This is a genomic window from Streptomyces sp. NBC_01717 (assembly GCF_036248255.1).
Classification (GTDB): Bacteria; Actinomycetota; Actinomycetes; order Streptomycetales; family Streptomycetaceae; genus Streptomyces.
The window spans coordinates 2,178,229-2,194,204 of sequence record NZ_CP109178.1; the positions used below are offsets into that span (position 1 = coordinate 2,178,229).

Annotated in this window: 16 protein-coding genes; 4 read left to right on the plus strand and 12 right to left on the minus strand. The window is 69.8% G+C overall.

Going from position 1 to position 15,976, the window contains the following annotated elements:
• Window positions 1-10: 10 nt before the first annotated feature.
• Both OHB49_RS09955 and OHB49_RS09960 read left to right on the plus strand, forming a co-directional pair.
• Window positions 11-493, plus strand: a complete 483-nt coding sequence (locus OHB49_RS09955) for a DUF456 domain-containing protein (RefSeq protein ID WP_030974991.1) — start codon at window positions 11-13, stop codon at window positions 491-493.
• Window positions 494-660: 167 nt separating this feature from the next.
• Window positions 661-3,057 (plus strand): glycosyl hydrolase family 95 catalytic domain-containing protein, encoded by a 2,397-nt coding sequence (locus OHB49_RS09960; RefSeq protein WP_329159568.1) that lies wholly within the window; start codon window positions 661-663, stop codon window positions 3,055-3,057.
• Between the two features lie 156 nt (window positions 3,058-3,213).
• Here OHB49_RS09960 and OHB49_RS09965 read toward each other — a convergent pair whose 3' ends face one another.
• The gene (locus OHB49_RS09965; RefSeq protein WP_329166426.1) at window positions 3,214-4,566 is read right to left on the minus strand and encodes a DNA-3-methyladenine glycosylase 2 family protein; all 1,353 of its coding nucleotides are present in this window, start codon (window positions 4,564-4,566) and stop codon (window positions 3,214-3,216) included.
• Window positions 4,567-4,649: 83 nt separating this feature from the next.
• Entirely contained in the window at window positions 4,650-5,822 is a 1,173-nt protein-coding gene (gene rsgA / locus OHB49_RS09970) for a ribosome small subunit-dependent GTPase A (protein ID WP_329159570.1), read from the minus strand.
• A 366-nt stretch (window positions 5,823-6,188) separates the two neighbouring features.
• On the opposite strand from rsgA, the gene OHB49_RS09975 reads away from it, so the two are divergent.
• Window positions 6,189-6,689, plus strand: coding sequence for a DUF5949 family protein (locus tag OHB49_RS09975; protein ID WP_329159572.1), 501 nt, complete (start codon window positions 6,189-6,191; stop codon window positions 6,687-6,689).
• A 126-nt stretch (window positions 6,690-6,815) separates the two neighbouring features.
• On the opposite strand, the gene OHB49_RS09980 is transcribed toward OHB49_RS09975, so the two are convergent.
• From OHB49_RS09980 to OHB49_RS10005, 6 genes are all read right to left on the minus strand, one after another.
• A complete protein-coding gene (locus OHB49_RS09980) occupies window positions 6,816-7,226 on the minus strand; it encodes a rodlin (protein ID WP_329159574.1) in 411 nt (136 codons plus the stop codon).
• A 119-nt stretch (window positions 7,227-7,345) separates the two neighbouring features.
• A complete protein-coding gene (locus tag OHB49_RS09985) occupies window positions 7,346-7,549 on the minus strand; it encodes a hypothetical protein (protein WP_329159576.1) in 204 nt (67 codons plus the stop codon).
• A gap of 301 nt (window positions 7,550-7,850) precedes the next feature.
• Window positions 7,851-8,261, minus strand: a complete 411-nt coding sequence (locus OHB49_RS09990) for a rodlin (RefSeq protein ID WP_329159578.1) — start codon at window positions 8,259-8,261, stop codon at window positions 7,851-7,853.
• Window positions 8,262-8,451: 190 nt separating this feature from the next.
• On the minus strand, window positions 8,452-8,742 hold the full coding sequence (locus OHB49_RS09995; protein ID WP_329159580.1) for a hypothetical protein: 291 nt from the start codon (window positions 8,740-8,742) through the stop codon (window positions 8,452-8,454).
• A gap of 439 nt (window positions 8,743-9,181) precedes the next feature.
• Window positions 9,182-9,415, minus strand: a complete 234-nt coding sequence (locus OHB49_RS10000) for a chaplin (RefSeq protein WP_030917090.1) — start codon at window positions 9,413-9,415, stop codon at window positions 9,182-9,184.
• Between the two features lie 294 nt (window positions 9,416-9,709).
• Window positions 9,710-10,120: a rodlin gene (locus OHB49_RS10005; protein WP_329159582.1), complete on the minus strand. Its 411-nt coding sequence runs from the start codon at window positions 10,118-10,120 to the stop codon at window positions 9,710-9,712.
• A gap of 432 nt (window positions 10,121-10,552) precedes the next feature.
• On the opposite strand from OHB49_RS10005, the gene OHB49_RS10010 reads away from it, so the two are divergent.
• Window positions 10,553-11,347 (plus strand): chaplin, encoded by a 795-nt coding sequence (locus OHB49_RS10010; RefSeq protein ID WP_329159584.1) that lies wholly within the window; start codon window positions 10,553-10,555, stop codon window positions 11,345-11,347.
• Window positions 11,348-11,507: 160 nt separating this feature from the next.
• Here the strand turns inward: OHB49_RS10010 and OHB49_RS10015 are convergent, their stop codons facing one another.
• The 4 genes from OHB49_RS10015 to OHB49_RS10030 all read right to left on the minus strand — a co-directional run bounded on the left by OHB49_RS10015 (window position 11,508) and on the right by OHB49_RS10030 (window position 15,846).
• The gene (locus tag OHB49_RS10015; protein WP_329159585.1) at window positions 11,508-11,966 is read right to left on the minus strand and encodes a MaoC family dehydratase; all 459 of its coding nucleotides are present in this window, start codon (window positions 11,964-11,966) and stop codon (window positions 11,508-11,510) included.
• Between the two features lie 32 nt (window positions 11,967-11,998).
• Entirely contained in the window at window positions 11,999-13,342 is a 1,344-nt protein-coding gene (locus OHB49_RS10020) for an MFS transporter (RefSeq protein WP_329159587.1), read from the minus strand.
• 224 nt (window positions 13,343-13,566) lie between these two features.
• Window positions 13,567-14,796, minus strand: coding sequence for an acetyl-CoA C-acetyltransferase (locus OHB49_RS10025; protein ID WP_329159589.1), 1,230 nt, complete (start codon window positions 14,794-14,796; stop codon window positions 13,567-13,569).
• Between the two features lie 150 nt (window positions 14,797-14,946).
• On the minus strand, window positions 14,947-15,846 hold the full coding sequence (locus OHB49_RS10030; protein ID WP_030974970.1) for a LysR family transcriptional regulator: 900 nt from the start codon (window positions 15,844-15,846) through the stop codon (window positions 14,947-14,949).
• Between the last annotated feature and the right edge of the window lie 130 nt (window positions 15,847-15,976).

The following is a 15,976-nucleotide window of genomic DNA, read 5'->3' on the forward strand; positions in this document are numbered from 1 at the left end:
GGCTGGTCAGATGGGTGTGTGGCAGCTCATCGCCGTGGGCCTGGTCATTCTGCTCGGCCTGGTCGGCGTGCTGGTGCCCGGGGTGCCGGGGCAGGCGATGGTCTGGGCAGCCGTGCTGTGGTGGGCACTCACCGAAAGGACCCCGGCCGCCTGGGGCGTACTGATCGGCGCCACCGCGCTCCTGCTGCTGAACCAGGCGCTGAAGCCACTGCTGCGGCCGCGCCGCCCGCGCGAGTCCGGCGCCCCGCGCAAAACGCTGATGCTGGGCGGGATCGCCGGGATCGTGGGCTTCTTCGTGCTGCCCGTGGTGGGCGGGATCGTGGGGTACGTCGGGGCTGTCTATGGTGCGGAGCGGCTGCGGCTCGGCAGCGGCGGGGCGGCCCGGGCCTCGCTCCGTTCGGTGATGCGGGCCACCGGCTACTCCGTGCTCGTCGAGCTGTTCGCATGTCTGCTGGTGACGGGGACGTGGCTGGTCGCGGTGATCCGGAGCTGACCGCTCACATCTCTCTCGGTGAACATCAGGCTGGACGCTGTCCAGATAAGCGGTAACACATCGGATCTCTCCCGCTCTATTGACGCCAGGATCACCCTTGCCTACCTTCCGTGAAGGAATAGCTCGGATGAATTGATGTGCCTGCGATCGAGTCGCCAGGAGACGCCTTGCCCACAGCACCGGACCCTTCCTGCACGCCCCGGACTCTCCGGACGGCCTCTTCGCCGCCGTCCCCCTCCCGAAGAACTGTTCTCGCCACCGGCACGGCGCTCGGCGGCGCCCTGGTGGTGGGCGGCACGGCCGTCCCCGCCCAGGCAGCAGCCGCGGCCACCGCACCTGCCACCTCCGCCGCGCCCGTCGTGCACTCCCCCGACGACAGCTGGCGCACCGTCCTCGACGACGCCGATCTGCTCTGGCAGAAGCTGCCGACGACCTGGTACGAGGGCCCGTATCTGGGCAACGGCCGCCTCGGCTCCGGCATCTACGCCGAGCCGGGCGCCACGACCACGGCCGTCCGTTTCAACGTCCAGCACTCCGAGGTCCAGGACCACCGCCCCGAGTTCGGTTCCCTCTTCGGCCTCGCCCGCCTGCCGATCGGCCACTTCACCCTGGAACCGGCCGGCACCATCACCGGCATCGAGTGGTGGATGCGACTGCGCACCGCCGAGCTCGAAGGCACGATCACCACCACCGTGGGCACCCTGAAGCTCCGCGCCTTCGTCCACTCCTCCAGCGATCTGCTCGCCGTCGAAATCACCCCGAGCGAGGGCGAGCAGGGCTTCCGCTGGCTCTTCCACCCGGCCGACGCCATCAGCCCGCGTGCCGACTTCAAGCCTCTGCCGGACGGTTACACGGGCAACCCGCCCGCCGTCATCGAGCAGCACGGCGAGGTGACCGCCGCCGTCCAGCCGTTGCTGGCGGGCGGCCGGCACGTCACCGCCTGGCGGGAGCGCACCAGGGGCGACAGCCGCACGCTGTACGTCACCGTCACGCACTCCCACCCGAAGACGACCGCACGTGACCGCGCGCTGCGTACGGTCAAGACCGCCTCCGCCCTCCCGTACGCGCTGCTCGCCACCCCGCATCGCTCCTGGTGGGACCGGTTCTACCGGAAGAGCTTCCTGTCACTTCCGGACGCCCGGCTGCAGCGCTTCTACTGGATCCAGCTCTACAAGACGGCGTCGGCGGCCCGCAAGGACGCGCCCGTGATGGCGACCTCGGGCCCCTGGCTGGAGCCCACACCGTGGCCGAACACCTGGTGGAACCTCAACGTCCAGCTGGAGTACTGGCTGATCCACGGCTCCAACCATCTGGAGCTGGACGCCGTCACCCGCGCCCTGAGCGAGTTCCGGGAACAGCTCTCCCGCGAGGTGGCGGCCCCCTACCGGGCGGACTCGGCCGGCATCCCGCGCACCACCGACCCTCAGCTGGTCAACGGCGCGTCCGTGACCGACGGCGGCTACGGCGTCGGCATCCCCGGCCAGGACCCTCCCACTCCCGAGGTCGGCAACCTCACCTGGGCGCTGCACAACGTGTGGCTCTCCTACCGGCACACCATGGACGAGTCGATCCTGCGCGACACGCTGTTCCCGTTGCTGCGCAAGGCGGTCAACTACTACCTGCACTTCCTGGCGCCCGGTGCGGACGGCAAGCTGCACCTCCCGGCGACGTTCTCCCCCGAGTACGGCGTCAACGCCCCCGACTGCAACTACGACCTGATGCTGCTGCGTTGGGGCTGCCGCACCCTGCTGGACTCGGCCGAGCGACTCGGCGTCCACGACCCGCTGACGGCCCGCTGGCAGGAGGTGCTGGCCAAGCTCGCGCCCTACCCGGTGGACGCCAATGGGTTCATGATCGGCGCCGGGGTTCCGTTCGCGAAGTCGCACCGCCACTACTCGCACATGCTCGCGGTGTATCCGCTGTACGAGCTGACGGGTGCGACGCCCGACGAGCGCGCCCTGATCGAGAAGTCCCTCGCCCACTGGGTGGGGTTCGAAGGCGCCCTGCAGGGCTACACCTTCACCGGTGCCGCCTCGATGTCCGCGCTGCTCGGCAAGGGCGAGGACGCGCTGAAGTACCTCGGCCAGCTGATGAGCCGCTTCATCCAGGCGAACACCATGTACAAGGAGTCGGGCCCGGTCATCGAGACCCCGCTCTCGGCGGCCCAGTCGCTGCACGACATGGTGTGCCAGTCCTGGGGCGGCACGATCAGGGTCTTCCCGGCGCTGCCCGCCGCCTGGCGGGAGCTGACCGTCCATGACTTCCGTACCCAGGGCGCGTTCCTGCTCAGCGCGGTACGGGGAGAAGGCCGGACCCGCTGGGTGCGGGTGACCAGCGAGGCCGGCGCCCCCTGCGTCGTACGCCACGGCATCGACGGCCCGATCGAGATCCGGGACCGCCACGGACGGCCGGTGAGGTATGAGGATGTCGCGGACGGCACGGTGCGGATCGGCCTCCGCAAGGGCGACTCGGCGCTGATCACGGCCGCGGGCGACCGCCCGGACCTGACGATCCGTCCGGTCGCCCCGAACGCGGCGGCGCCGCGTTGGGGTCTGCCGGTCTGAGCCGGTCCGGTCGCAGGCCGTAGGACCACGGTCCGGTGAAACGACGGCCGACGGGGCGGTGGGGCGGTGGGGTCGGCGTGCGGGGACGGATGTGCTGGGAAGCCGGTCCCGGATTCCGGCCGGTGAAGGAAATGCGGCCCCTCGACGGGGCCGATGTCACCGGCAGTCCAGATGGCGCACGGCGTACGAGCGCCAGGGCCGCCACCGTTCCGCCCCGGGCGACGCGTCCGGATCCACATCGGGATCGCCGAGTGCCCGCATCCTGATCAGCGTCGCGGCTGCCGGACCGATCCCCGGCAGCCGCAGCAGCGCCTGCTCGGCCTCGTCGCGGTCGGCGCCGGCGTCGAGACGCACGGTCCCGTCGGCGAGCGCGGCCGCCAGTGTCCGCAGCGCCGGATCGTCCGCCGCGCCCGCCAGCACTCCCGGCTCCGGGAACACATGGGTCAGACCGCCGCACGGCACGTCGAGGACCTTCCCGTACGTCTCCACGAGCCGCTCCGCCGCTTCCCGGCCGACGAGCGTCCGTACCGCGAACTCCTCGGGGTCCGCGGCTCCCGGCGACCTCAGCCCGGGGCGGGCCGCGACGCACGGTGCCAGCCCGGGGTCGGCGCCGAGCCGCTCGTCGACGGCGTACGGATCGGCGTCCAGGTCGAAGAGGCGCCGCAGCCGCTGCACGGCCGTGGTCAGATCGCGCAGATCCGTGAGGTTGATCCTGGCGTCCAGCCATGCCCCGGCGGACCGCTCGTCGACGGCGACGACGCCCGTGCCGTACGGCAGCCGCAGGGTGCGCCGGTAGGTGCGGGCACCGGGCTCGCCGCTGACCTCCTCGACCCGGGCGACCGCCTCGCCGGCCAGCAGATCGAAGACCTCCCGGGCGGCGTACGGTCCCCGGTGGGCGAGCCGGAGCGGGATTCCGGCCGTGCGCGCCTCCCGTATCCCCGCCCCCGGTCCGGTCCCGGCCTCGGCCCGCAGCGCGCTCGGCGTGCGGGCGTAGATCCGCCGGATCGTGTCGTTGAACTGACGCACGCTGGCGAAGCCGGACGCGAACGCGATCTCGGTGACGGGCAGCCCCGTCGTCTGGAGCAGCACCCGTGCGGTGTGCGCCCGCTGGGCGCGGGCCAGCGCGACGGGTCCGGCGCCCAGCTCGGCGTTGAGCTGCCGCTGCACCTGGCGCGAGCTGTAGCCGAGCCGGTGCGCGAGCCCGGGCACGCCCTCCCGGTCGACCACGCCGTCACCGATCATCCGCATGGCACGGCCGACGACATCGGCCCGTACGTTCCACTCCGCGGACCCCGGGACGGCGTCCGGGCGGCAGCGCCTGCACGCCCGGAAGCCGTTGCCCTGGGCAGCGGCGGCGGTCGGGAAGAACCGGACGTTCTTCCGCTTGGGGGTGACGGCGGGGCAGCTCGGCCGGCAGTAGATGCCGGTGGTCTCGACGGCGAAGAAGAACTCCCCGTCGAACCGTGCGTCGCGGCTGCTCACCGCCTCGTACCTGGTCCGTTCGTCCATCACGCCGTCCAGTGTGCGCCACCGAGCGGTGGCGCACTCGCGGTTTTCGGACGTCGACCCGGCCCCCAGACCGGAGCGCGGCGCTACCGCACCCGGCCCCGCTTCGCGTCCATGGCGGCCCGGCCCGCGGCCCCCCTGCGCTTCCATTCGCGCAGCATCTCGGACCGTACCCGGGCATCGGTCTTGGCCACGATGCGCTGGTTCTCGCGCAGCAGCTTGCGGAAGCTGTCGAGGCGCCGCTCGGAGAGCGAACCGTCATCGATCGCGGCGAGTACCGCGCAGCCGGGCTCGGACTGATGGGCGCAGTCGTGGAACCGGCATCGCCGGGCCAGGTCCTCGATCTCCGAGAAGACCTGGCCGACGCCGGTCTCCGCGTCCCAGAGGCCGACCCCGCGCAGTCCGGGTGTGTCGATCAGTACGCCCCCGGCGGGCAGAACCAGCAGATTGCGGGTCGTGGTCGTGTGCCGGCCCTTGCCGTCGACGTCACGGGCGGCCTGTACGTCCATCACGTCTTCGCCGAGCAACGTGTTGGCAAGGGTCGACTTGCCCGCACCGGAGGCCCCGAGCAGCACGCTCGTGCCGCCCGAGACGATGGCGCCGAAGACGTCGAGCCCCTCACCGGTGGCTGAACTGACGGGCAGCACCTGCACCCCGGGCGCGACGGCTTCGATGTCCTGGACGAAATACGACAGCGTGTCGGCGTCCGGCACCAGATCGGCCTTGGTCAGCACCACGATCGGCTGGGCTGCACCGTCCGTGGCGGACGCACCGTCCCGCAGCAGCGCGTCACCGCTGGAGCTGGACATGGCGAGCGCGAGGAAGCGCTCCACCCGCCCCAGGTCGAGCTCCACGGCGAGCGAGACGCAGATGGCGATGTGGTCGACGTTGGTGGCGAGCACCTGCCCTTCGGAGCGCTGTGACGACGTCGAGCGCACGAAGGCGGTGCGTCGCGGCAGCAGTGTCCGGACGAACTGCGGATCACCGTCGGGGTCGACGGCGACCCAGTCGCCCGTGCAGACGATCCGCATGGGGTCGCGAGGGACGACGAACGCGGTGTCCGCGCGGACGGTGCCGTCGGGCGTGACGACATCGCACTGACCACGGTCCACCCGAACCACCCGTCCGGGCAGCAGCCCCTTTGCGGCGTGCGGTGCGAACTCGGCCGCCCAGGCGTCGTCCCAGCCGTACGGCGACAGCGGATGCGACGAGGACGGACCGGTGTTGGAGGAGAGCGGGGAAAGCGGGGAGAAAGACAAGGGAAACCCTTCGGAGGGTGGCCCCGGCAACGCGCACTCGGGCGCGGAGAAGTACGAAAGAAGGTCAGCCGGCGACCACGGGGGCGAGAACGATGCTCTTCCGGTTGTGGGCAGCGCCCATCGCAACGACAGTCATCAATGTCCTCACCTCCTGGTTCACAGCACGGGCCGACACCGGCGGTATGCCCGCCGGCCGCAACACTGCACACGATAGCCGGGGGCCGCCCGACGCCGTCAACGCATTTTTCGCCCCAGGTCCTCGCGGGCACATCGGTCCGGGGCGTTCGTCGGAGTTGCCACGAAGTCTCCCTCGATCAGGTGAAACAGGCGCACAACGGCCGGTCCGTTGCCGTTATGGTGCCGAGCATGACCTCACCCCAGACGGCCATCAGCCCGTTCACACAAGCCCAGTTGGGCACGCTCTCCCTGATCGGGTGGACCGGCGAGCACCCCGATGGCGGACCCGATGTCGCCTTTCTGCTCGTCTACTCGCTGGGCGACGGGACGGACGGCCCGGCCGCCGGTGAGGCCGCGATGAGGGTGGCTCTGGAGCGCTGCGGGCTTCCGGTCGGCGCCGGTCTCGTACGCGCCGCCGAGACGCCGGGCCTCCCGGTCACGCTCCTGGTCCAGGCCGGCCAGGCGGTACTGACACTGCCTCACTTCACCGCGCAGTACCGGGTGCCGCCTCAGTGGCTGGTCGCGGCCCGCGACCGGGGGGAGGTCTACGCGATGTTCGCCACCCGCCCGTGGCCGGCGGCGGTGCCGGGCCGGCCGGTCGGCGAGGAGCTGCTGCGTTCCTTCGCCGCGGACGAAGAGGTCGTCATGACTTCCGCCCACTGTCTTCTGCCGGTGCGCTCCCTGGGCTGATCCGCCCGGCCCGGCCGATGTCCACCACCCCCCGTTGAGCGGTGGGCATCGTCGTGCGCGGCGGTACCGCATGGGAGAGCAGGCGGTCCGGGCGCTCACCCTGGACCGTCCGCGGCTCACGCGGCGTCAGCGGTTGTCGGCGCCGTTGCCCGACAGGACCGGGACGTCGTCCACGATGTGTGAGAGAGCCTCGTCGCCCTTGGCCTGGGTGGAGTTCTCGGCGCACTGCTGGTTCTGCGGCGAGTGCAGGGCGTTGACGTCCTGGACCGCGACGGGCACCAGCAGACCCACGACCGAGCCGGCGTTGGCCTTGGCCGGCAGGCCGACGCAAGCCTTGTTCAGCGAGCCCTGGACGAGCTGCAACTGCGGGCTGCGGTCGCCCTGGGTCACGCTGTTGCCGAACGACTGCTGCGTCCCGTTGCCGTTGACCGACGTGGTGCCCTGGTCATTGCCGATCGCCATGGCCGAGGGGGCCGCGGCAGCCGACAGACCGACCAGGGATACGGCCACTGCCGCGCCGGCCATCAACTTCTTCATCACGCTTCACCTTTCAGAGCGTCCCGCTCTGGGACGCACTGATCAACCGGATATGGAAGCGTCGGTTCCGCGGTACCACTCAAATGGTTCGGATCCAGCGTGAGTTCGGCCCGGCCCGGTCAGTCACCGAGCGTCTCGCCGGACGTGCGCGCCGCGGGGACGAGGCGACCCACGTAGGGCGGATCGGACTCGGGGCGCGGCGCACCCAGCTGCCTGGCCCGCCGGGCTGCCTCCCATTCGGCGAGCAGCCGGTCGTAGATGGGGGTGACGTCCTCCGTGTGCCGGTGCCGGCCACACGGGCGCTCACTGTCGTAATGGTCCATGACGGGCCTCTACCCGGTGCGGCAGCCGAACGCAGCCGGCACTACGGCAACCGGCCCAGTGCGCCCCTCCAACGAGGGTTTTCGGCGGGCTGAGGGCCGTCCCGCACCCCCTGGCGAATCGCCCTCGGTCGCACGACGAGGGGCCGGTCCGTCCGGGCCGCCGAGGAACGGCTGCCGCGCGGATGAACCGGCCCGATCCGAACGAAAGACCCCAAGGACCGTCCCGTGATCCCCGGCGGGCGCGCGACAACCGCTACGACACCTCGCCGCGTTGCCGGAACGCCCGAATTCGGGACGGCCCTCAGCTGTTGCCGGTGCCGTTGCCGGACAGGACCGGGATGTCGTCCAGGATGTGCGACAGGGCCTCGTCCCCCTTGGCCTGGGTGGAGTTCTCGGTGCACTGCTGGTTCTGCGGCGAGGACAGAACGTTGACGTCCTGGACCGCGACCGGGACCGCACCCAGGAGCGAACCGACGTTGGCCTTGGCCGGCAGGCCGACGCAGGGCTTGTTGAGCGAGCCCTGGACCAGCGCGAACTGCGGGCTCCAGTCACCCTGGGTGGCCGAGTTGCCGAACGACTGAGTGTTGTTGTTGCCGTTGTACGACGTCGTGCCGGTGTCGTCGCCGATGGCCATGGCCTGCGGGGCGATCGCGGCGGAGACGCCGACGATCGCAGCGGCTGCGGCCGCCGAGGCCATAATTTTCTTGATCATGAAATAGCCCTTCTGGGGTTTCCGTTGCCCGCCTGTCCGGAGCGCTTTGATCAACTCGCGACGGCAGGTTTGGATGTGACGCTTCACCCGAACGGTGCTTCTGCCGTCCGGATGTTGCCCGATGCGCGGTAGCGATACCGGAGAATTGCCATCACCACGAATGCGCTGGGAACTGCCGCCTTTTGACGGATCAGCCACCGAGGGGCACGCCACCGAGCAGCGGAGCCGCACTCTTGGCCGCACGGGTGGCCTGCCCGGCAACCTTGGTGACGGTGCCCTTCTTCTGCACCGAATCCGTGGCGCCACCGACGGTGTCGACGATCGGGTCGACGCCCTGGGGGGCTGCGGCCAACACCTGGTTGACGCCGCCGTCGAGGCTGAAGCCGGGCGCCGTGGCGGTGGTAACGGCGAAGGCGGGAGCAGCCGTTCCGAAAGCAACCACGGAACCGGCAACGAACGCAGCAGTCTTCGCGTACTTCACTTTGAGGTTCCCTTCTGCAGCGGCATCTGTTTCGGTCGCGTCCCCGCGCCGCACAAGCCTTCTTTACCTGTGACTTCTGCCGCTTTCGACCTGGGTAACGAACCGGTTCCGGTCGGGCAACTGCACGGCCCGCTTTTTCTGGGGGACCACTCGATCGATCGCATGACTAATCACCGGAACGAGTGTTGCGGGGGTTCCACGGCCGGAGTGAGTGGTGCACTGTCAGGTGCTCCGTTCCGCGCAGCTGTCCGGGTGTCCGCCTCCAGCCGCCGGCGCACCGCGCCTCGGGCGATACGGAACGACTTCGGCCGTTCCACCGCATCCGGAAGCACGGCGAACGCGCGGAACGGAGCACGCGGAAAGAGGAAAGCCCCGGATCGCGCACGAGGCGCGATCCGGGGCGGACGGTCGGTGAGCTCTGGGCTCAGCCGACCGGCATTCAGCCGTTGGAGCAGGCGTTGCCGAACGCGGGGTTGAGCAGACCGATCACGCTCAGCGTGTTGCCGCAGACGTTGACCGGGACGTGAATCGGAACCTGAATGACGTTACCGGAAAGGACACCCGGGGAGTTGTTGGCCGCGCCCTCGGCACCGGAGTCGGCGAAGGCGGGAGTTGCGGCACCGATCGCCATCAGGGTTCCGGCGGCGATGGCGGCAACCTTGGTGTACTTCACTTTCATCCCTTTCTTTGACGGAGTCCGGAGCGGCCACGACTTTCGTGCCGCACGAGCGCAGTCCTGAACGCTCGTAACTCCGCCACTACAATTCGTAACGACTTGAGACCGGGCGCGAAACTCTCCAAGAAGAAGATTCTTGAAAATCCGCCCGAATGATGCAACATTCGCTACTCGGCACAACCTCAGGGATCATTGGATTTCCCGATGTGCCGAGGGACCTACAGGCAACAGCAGGCCTGAGCCGCACGGAGGGAGGAACCCCGGCGGGCCCGGGCCTTGGGTCCGGCGGACTCAGCTGTTGCCGGTGCCGTTGCCCGAGAGCACCGGGATGCTGTCCAGGATGTGCGACAGCGGCTCGTCACCCTTGGCCTGGGTGGAGTTCTCGGTGCACTGCTGGTTCTGCGGCGAGGACAGGACGTTGACGTCCTGGACCGCGACCGGGACCACACCGACGAGCGAACCGGCGTTGACCTTGGCCGGCAGGCCGACGCATGGCTTGTTCAGGCTGCCCTGAACCAGGCCGAACTGCGGGCTCCAGTCACCACGGGTCTCGGAGTTGCCGAACGACTGCGAAGAGCCGTTGCCGTTGACCGAGGTGGTACCGGTGTCGTTGCCGATGGCCATCGCCTGCGGCGCGAGCGTCGCCGAGACGCCGACGATGGAGGCGGCGACAGCGCCCGTAGCCAGGACCTTCTTGATCACGATTCACCCTTCTCGTACTTGTTGCCCCGCGTTGGAGCACCCTGACCAACTCACCGCCGGGCGTTTGGTTCTCTCCATTCACCCGAATGCCGGGTAGCCACGGGCGCTCACACCGAGACGCGTCGCGGATCACGTCGCGCCGTCCCTGTCGCAGAACGGCGAACACACGTACGTAATCCGTCCGGGTGGTTACATAATTTCCACGGAATTCTGAGTTTCCCCCACCAAATCTTTGTCGTTATGGCTGTCGTCAAGCGCGACTTCGGGACGCGTGTCAGAGGAGTCCGTGTGAGTTCCGCTGAGCCGTGACCGCCGCTTGCCGAATCGCGTATGGCGAGCCGCCGGGGCGATATCCCCGGTGGTAGCTGCACCGCCTGATGAATGAACTGTGGGCGATCCGCCCGCGCGAAATGTCCTAAGGAAGGGCAACCAATGCGAAAAGCTTTGAGTAAGAGCATGCTCGTCATGGCGGCGGCGTCAGGCATCCTGACCGCGGCAGGCGGATATGCGCAGGCGGATGCTTCGGCCGACGGCTCCGCTGCCGGCTCGCCGGGCGTCGGATCGGGCAACGCCGTACAGGTGCCGGTGCACGTTCCCGTCAATGTCTGCGGCAACACCGTCAATGTGGTCGGTCTGCTGAACCCGGCATTCGGTAACTCGTGCGAGAACGCGAGCGACCGCTCTGACGACGACGGTGCCCAGGGCGCGAGTGCCGTCGGTAGCACGAGCAACTCCCCCGGCGTGCTGTCGGGCAACCTGATCCAGGTTCCTGTCGACGTCCCGGTCAACGCCTGCGGCAACACCGTCGATGTCGTCGGCGCGCTGAACCCCGCGGTGGGCAACCGTTGCTCCAACGGCGGCGGGCCGTCGACGGGCGAGCCGCCCGTCGTGGAGCCCCCGGTCGTCGAACCCCCTGTCGTGGAGCCCCCGGTCGTGGAGCCCCCGGTCGTCGAACCGCCTGTCGTGGAGCCCCCGGTCGTGGAGCCCCCCGTCGTCGAACCGCCCGTCGTGGAGCCCCCCGTCGTGGAGCCCCCCGTCGTCGAACCGCCCGTCGTGGAGCCCCCCACCGTGGAGCCCCCCACCGTGATCCCCGCCGGCGTGAACACCCCCGGCTCTCAGCTGGCCCGCACCGGCTCCGCCGACCTCGGGGTGGCGGCCGGTGGCAGCGCAGCTCTTCTGCTCGGCGGCACTCTGCTGATGCGCCGCGCCCGCGCTTCGCGGAACTGACGCATACGCAGAACTGGCGTGACAGGGAAATAGCGACAGGTCCGGCAGGACAGCCTCAGCTGTCCTGCCGGACCTGTCGCGTTCCGCCCGCCACGCGTACATGCCGGGCATCATGCTGTGCGTGCGTCACCCGGCAGCCGGTGCGCACGCGGCCGGGCCCCTAGGGGTAGAAGCGCGTCAGCGACTCGGCGACGCAGGCCGGCTTCTCGGACCCTTCGAGTTCGAAGGTGAAGGCGCGGGTCATCTGTACGTCGCCCCGCGCGACCTCCTTCACCCCGACCACCGACGCATGCAGCCGCACGCGGCTGCCGACCGGTACCGGCGCGGGATAACGGACCTTGTTCACTCCGTAGTTGAGCGCCCGGCCCACCCCTTGCACCTGGAGCAGTTCACCGAACATCGGGATCCCCCAGCTGAGGACCATGTACCCATGGGCGATGGTGCGTCCGTAAGGGCCCGTCGCGGCGCGTTCGGTGTCGGTGTGGATCCACTGGTGGTCCCCGGAGACGTACGCGTAGGCGTCGATGAGTTCCTGGGTGATCTCCTTCCAGCCGGAGTGGCCCAGGTCGCGCCCGCTCAGGGTGAGGATCTCCGGGATGCCGTGCACGGTCAGCGGCATGGTCCGCGCTCCGTTCTCGCTCGCAGTGGAAGTCAGGCGGTGACGGGAGCGGTGCGCGGTGCGGCAAGCGGCTCCGCGGCCCGTTCGTCGTGGTTGGGGCGCTTGAGCAGGAGCAGCATGCAGCCCAGGGTCAGCACCACCTGGAGGACGGCGTAGGCGATGACGGCGGTGATCGAGCCGGTGCGGTTCAGCAGGAACTGGCCGATGATCGGGGTCGTTCCACCGAGGAGCGTGCCGCAGAGCTGGTAGCAGAGCGAGATGCCGGTGTACCGCAGGTGGGCCGGGAAACGGCTGGCGAGCATGCCGGCGAGAGCGGCGTAGTAGAGGCAGTGCGGGATGGTCGCGACGGCGACGCCGACCATCGCCAGACCGTAGTTCTCGGTGCCGATCAGGACGAACATCAGCGGCATCAGGACCAGTTCGGGCAGCAGCATCACCGTCACCGCCCGGGACCAGCTCTTCATCCGGGTGGCGATGAGCGCGCCGAACGGCTGGACGACGACCTGCGTGATGTTGGCGACCAGGATGATCGTCAGGAAGGAACTGCGGTCGAAGTCGAGCGACGAGGTGGCCCAGGACAGGGCGAACGTCGACTTGAAGTACGTCGCCGACAGGCCGATGGTGCAGGCGCCGATGCCGAGGACGATCAGCATGGGCTGGGTGCGCAGGACTTCGGTCAGCGGAACCTTGACGACCTCCTTCTTCTGGATGAGGTTCGCCATCGCCGGGGACTCGGCGACCTTCAGCCGGACGAACAGTCCGACGATGACGAGGGCGGCGGAGAAGAGGAACGGCAGGCGCCAGCCCCAGGAGACGAACGCCTCGTCGGGCAGCTGGCTGATCGCCAGGAAGCTCAGCGTGGAGAGGGTGTTGCCGACGGGCGAGCCCTGCTGGGCGAAAGCCCCGTACAGCACCGACTTGCCCTTCGGGGCGTGCTCGGAGGCGATCAGGACCGAGCCGCCCCACTCGCCGCCGAGGCCGATGCCCTGCACCATGCGGATGGCGACCAGCAGGATCGGGGCAGCGATGCCGATGGAGGCGTAGCCCGGCAGCAGACCGATCGCGGTGGTCGAGATGCCCATCATCAGCAAGGTGATGACGAGCGTCTTCTTGCGGCCGAGGCGGTCGCCGTAGTGGCCGAAGATGACGCCGCCGATGGGGCGGGCGAGGAAGCCGACCCAGAAGGTCGCGAAGGCGACGAGGGTGCCTATGGCGCCGTCCAGTTCCGGGAAGAAGACCTTGTCGAAGACCAGCGCGGCCGCGGTGCCGTAGATGTAGAAGTCGAACCATTCGATGGTCGAGCCGATGAAGGCTCCGAATCCGGCACGGTTGGCGGCTCTGGTGCGCTCTCGTGGGGTGGCGGTGGACGCACTCATGCATGGCTCCCGTGAACGTCGTCGATCAAGCGGATTGGTGGGGGCGTCGCCCGAGACGCCTGTGGCGGCAGCGCAGGGAGGGACCTGGGGACGGCTGCCGGGTGCGGTGGCGGTTACGGTGCCGGCCGGGACCTAGTAAGGTCCAATACCGAATTGCTGGTGCAGTGAGACGTCGAGCGTCTCACTGCCGGTCAGCTGCCGTTCGTGCGACGAGGCTGTGCCCGTCAGACCGCGATGCGTTCGAAGATCGCGGCGAGGCCCTGGCCGCCGCCGATGCACATGGTCTCCAGGCCGTAGCGCGCCTCGCGGCGGTGCATCTCCCGGGTCAGCGTGGCCAGGATGCGGGCGCCGGTGGCGCCGACCGGGTGGCCGAGGGAGATGCCGGAGCCGTTGACGTTGATCCGCTGCTCGTGGTCGGTGTCGCCGAGGCCCAGCTCACGGGTGCAGGCCAGGACCTGGGCGGCGAATGCCTCGTTGAGCTCGATCAGGTCGAGGTCGGCGAGACCGAGTCCGGCGCGGGCGAGTGCCGCACGGGTCGCCGGGACGGGGCCGATCCCCATGGTCGCGGCCGGAACTCCGGCGCGGGCGAAGGAGACCAGACGTACCAGCGGAGTCAGACCGAGGCGTTCGGCTGTCGCCGCGCTCGTCACCAGGCAGGCGGCAGCCGCGTCGTTCTGTCCGCTGGCGTTGCCCGCGGTGACGGTGGCGTCCGGGTCGGACTTCAGCATGATCGGACGCAGCGCGGCGAGTTGTTCGGCGGTGGTGTCGGGGCGCGGGTGCTCGTCGGCGGTGACGGTGGTCTCGCCCTTGCGGGTGCGTACGGTGACGGGGACGGTCTCCGCGTCGTAGCGCCCGTCGGCCGCGGCCCGGGCGGCGCGCTGCTGCGAGCGCAGGGCGAGCGCGTCCTGGTCGGCGCGGCTGACGGCGTACTCCCGCCGCAGGTTCTCCGCGGTCTCGATCATGCCGCCGGGGACCGGATGGTTGACGCCGCCCGCCGTGACCCGGCCGCGGGCCAGGGAGTCGTGCAGCTGGAGGCCGGGGCCCTTGATGCCCCAGCGGCCGTCGTGCGTGTAGTAGGGGGCGGCGCTCATCACGTCGACGCCGCCCGCTATCACGACGTCGCTGAAGCCTGCCCGGATCTGCATCGCCGCATCGAGTACGGCCTGCAGGCCGGAGCCGCAGCGGCGGTCGATCTGGGAGCCGCTCACGGACTCCGGGAGTCCGGCGTCGAGGGCGGCGACCCGACCGATGGCCGGGGCGTCGGAGGACGGGTAGGCGTGGCCGAGGATCACTTCGTCGACCTTCGCCGGGTCGATGCCGGTACGGGCGACTATCTCGGCGATCACACGTGCGGCGAGCGCGGCCGGTGTCTGCTGGGCGAAGGCCCCGCCGAAGCGGCCGATGGGGGTGCGCAGCGGTTCACAGATGACGATGTCGGGCTGCTGGTCGGGCACGGCGGGACCTTCCGGTGGCACGGGCGGGTGACGGGGACGAGTGCGCGTCCATGGGGTCGTGAATGCACTGGCGGGTGTCCACCGACCCTCGCACCCGGTGACTGAGTCGGTCCAATATCCAGTTCACCCTGGTTCAAGACGCCACGCGTCTCAATGACCGACCGGGGTCGGCAGCGCGCCCTCCGCGACAGCGAGTACCGCGCGCAGGGCGGCGGACGGGTTGTCGGTCCGCCAGGCCAGCGCCGCCTGAAGCCGGATCGGCGGCCCGGCCAGCGGTCGGTAGACCAGGCCGTTCTGCTGGATGTGCTGGCAGGAGGTGACGGTGAGCGTCACGCCGACGCCCGCGGCGACCAGGGCCAGGATGGTGTACGAGTCGGGAGCCTCCTGCACCACGCGCGGGTTGAATCCGGCCGCCTCGCACGCCCCGACGGTCGCGTCCCGCACGGTCGAGCCGGTGTTGGCGGGGAAGGAGACGAACGGTTCCTGGGCGAGCACCTCGAGCGGGATCTGCTCCAGCCTTGCGAGCGGGTGGTCGGAGGGCAGGGCACAGACCAGCTCCTCCTCGTCGATGACCCGGTACCGCACGCCCGGCCGGGTCACGGGCAGCCGGACGAATCCGAGGTCGAGCGAGCCGTCCGCCACTCCTGCGAGGGCGACATCCGCGTACGTCTGGCCCTTCATGACCAGCTCCAGGGCGGGATGGGCGGCGCGCACCGCCCTGGTCAGCAGTGGAAGCGTCTCGTGACTGGAGGCGCCTGCGAAGCCGATGGTGACCCGCCCGTACTCGCCGCGGCCGGCCGCCCTGGCGGCCCGTACCGCCGTGTCGAGGTCGTCGAGCACGGTCCGCACCGGCTGGAGGAACGACTCCCCCGCGCTGGTGAGCCGCACCGAGCGGGTGTTGCGCTCGAAGAGCTGGACGCCGAGCTCCTTCTCCAGCTGCCGGATCTGCTGGCTCAGGGGCGGCTGGGCCATCTGCAGGCGCTTGGCGGCCCGGCCGAAGTGCAGTTCCTCCGCCACTGCGATGAACGCGGACAGATGACGCAGCTCCATTCCCCACCTCATTCATAAACCAGGAGTCTTGATTCGACCTTAATTTGGTATTGGACAGCAATCAATGGCCGCTGACACGGTGGGGCGACGCGCACGCACACGCAGAGGAGCACCGTGGCCACAACGGACA